The sequence below is a fragment of the bacterium genome, assembly GCA_040753555.1.
GTDB lineage: Bacteria > UBA9089 > UBA9088 > UBA9088 > UBA9088 > JBFLYE01.
In genome coordinates, this window is record JBFMDZ010000269.1 from 1 (window position 1) to 2,500 (window position 2,500).

At 32.4% G+C, this 2,500-nt stretch carries 2 protein-coding genes; both read right to left on the reverse strand.

Annotated elements, in window-relative coordinates:
* Nucleotides 1-161: 161 nt before the first annotated feature.
* Nucleotides 162-2,153 (reverse strand): hypothetical protein, encoded by a 1,992-nt coding sequence (locus AB1630_12315; GenBank protein ID MEW6104576.1) that lies wholly within the window; start codon nt 2,151-2,153, stop codon nt 162-164.
* A gap of 78 nt (nt 2,154-2,231) precedes the next feature.
* The coding region (locus tag AB1630_12320) for a hypothetical protein (protein ID MEW6104577.1) at nt 2,232-2,500 on the reverse strand (269 nt) is incomplete at its 5' end.

Genomic DNA, 2,500 nt, shown 5'->3' on the forward strand with positions numbered 1-2,500 from the left:
CAAATAGTTCACCAATTGTAATTTATGGGCAATGGCAATCCGTCAAACGGACACAGGGTTATGATAATTTTTTTGATTAACCGGATAACCTGCTTATTTAACATCCTGTTCATCTTGTAAATCCTGTTCTGAATAGTTACACAAAATTCTAAACAACTTTCTCAATTTTTGTCAAGGTTTTTTGCATTGTTTCCAAGCATCTGTTTAGCATAAGCATTATCTGGAGAAATCTTAAGGGTTTTTAAAAAGCAAGAGGATGCCTCTTTAATTAGACCCTCTTTATAGTATAGGCTTCCTAAATTATTACAGCTTAAGACATAAATATCTATATCAGAAATGGGAAGGTTTATGATTTCTTTAAATATTTCTTTTGCCCTATCTATACTATTTTGGTAATAATAGTTCATAGAAAGATTAAAGAGAACCTTTGTATCTTTTGGCGATATCTTTAAAGCCTTCGTAAATTCAAAGATGGCCTGATTGTAATCCCTTTTGTTTTGATAATACAAGGCTTTATTCAGCAACATCATCTTTGCATATTTCATTGCCTCCATATAATCACTTCCTGCTAAACCTTCATAATCAGAGGGCAAAAGCGGTTTATCCTTTATCCTACGATAATAAACAAAAAGCCAGCCTTCGCCTGTTAAAACTCTAATAACCACAGGCTCATAATCCATTATAAACCTTTTGTCTTGAAATATTTCAAGGTCTCCAGAAAACATTAACCTTGGATTTGATATAGAGCCAAAGACAATATAATCTGGCTTCTTTGATAAAACATATGCTCCGTCATACCTTTCATGTCCTGTTGCCTTTGTTTCTTCAATCTTAACCATTACCTTTTTATGGGCAATATGGACATCGTTTAATCCAAGCATATCAATTATTTTAAAGGAAGGAAGGTAATAGGCAGGGCTTCCTGCGGAGTTAAGGGCAATGGACTTGCCTCTATTAGAATCATTTAGAATATAAGGAGCAAATCTCCTTCCATCCTCTACTAATTTATCTGGTATAGGCTTATGGATATAGGAAGATGTAACACCAAAAGACAATTTTATAAAAAATAGGATTATGCCCAAAGTAAGAGGGATAAATAAATATCCAAGGGGAAATCCTCTCTTTATTTTTACTTTAATTTCACACATATATCTTAAACCCTCTTGAACAAAGAGATAAAGGATAGGTAAAACAGGGAGGAAGAATCTGTATTGAGGCAAACAATCTCCACCTACCAGAATAATGTAAAGGGTAAATATAATGAGCATCAAAGAGACATAGAGCAATTTTAAGCTTTTATATCCTATAAAGACAAAGATTGCGGGAATAAACAAAAAGCTACCTGATGCCTTTAAAAATTCATAGGTATAGACAATGCCCCTTTTACTTTGGGTAATAAAATCGCTTCCCACTTTTGCATAGAATGTATTTGGAAAGAGAAAGCCATAATATGAATATCGCCATACAAAGTATGGAACATAAAGCAATAAAAACAAAAGAATAAACCTTATATCAATCCTTTTTTCAAGAATTAGCTTGTAAAGAAAGGTAATTCCAAAGATTAAAATTCCCTCAGGTCGGGTTAAGGTAGCCAAAAATATTAGTATTGGCAGATAAAGTGATTTTGAATTATAAAGGGAAAGGGCTATTGAGGAGATTGTAAGAAGTAAGAAAAGGTGGGTTTCTAAACCGCTTAGTATCCAAAGGGTAAATGTGGTATTTGAAGCTAGAAATAAGCAAGAGATAAGATTAAAAATAGGATTTAATGGTTTTTTATAAAGAAGGCTTGGAATATAAAAGGTAATTATAATGGTTAGGAGAGCAAATATAAAGCTTAAATACTTGGATAAAGGCACGATATCTATCCCTGCCTTTGCAAAGAATGAGAGAATGAGAACCCATAAAAAATTGGTATAGCCCTCTACCCTTTCTCCCTCATTATAAACAAGACCCTTTCCATCGGCAAGATTTTTGGCATATCTAAAAGAGATGAAGGCATCATCTACCATCCAATGTGTTTTAGAGTTAATATAGGCTACATAGAAATATAAGAAGAGGATTACCCCCAATAACAAAAAATATCCACTATACTTTAGAAATATGGTATTCCTAATTTTTATTTTTTGATTTAATGGTTCATTTTTTTTCTTCATCAGCTTTAATTATATCTACCCCTTAATCAAAAAGACAAGTTAAACTTAAACATCGATTATCACGGCACCTAAATAGTACTAAAATTTAAATTGGAGTTTTCTATTGCCCATCCAGGGAACTAATAAATCTTGTCTTTTAGAAACCCAATCCATAAGGATGGGATTGTATGATTTATTAGCAAATTTGACAAAGACAGAAGAATCATTAACCTCTACAGTAGCAGGACATTCTATAAAATTCCTAAATATCCTTTTGGGTTTTGCTCTCTGAAATCCTTTTATCTCTTTTACCAATAATTTATAAAGGGTATTGGCTATTAAGGTAATACTAATATCAAAGTCTACCT

Coding starts and splice junctions, on each gene's coding strand:
- AB1630_12315 (MEW6104576.1), bottom strand. CDS start 2,153: ATGAAGAAAAAAAATGAACCATTAAATCAAAAAATAAAAATTAGGAAT.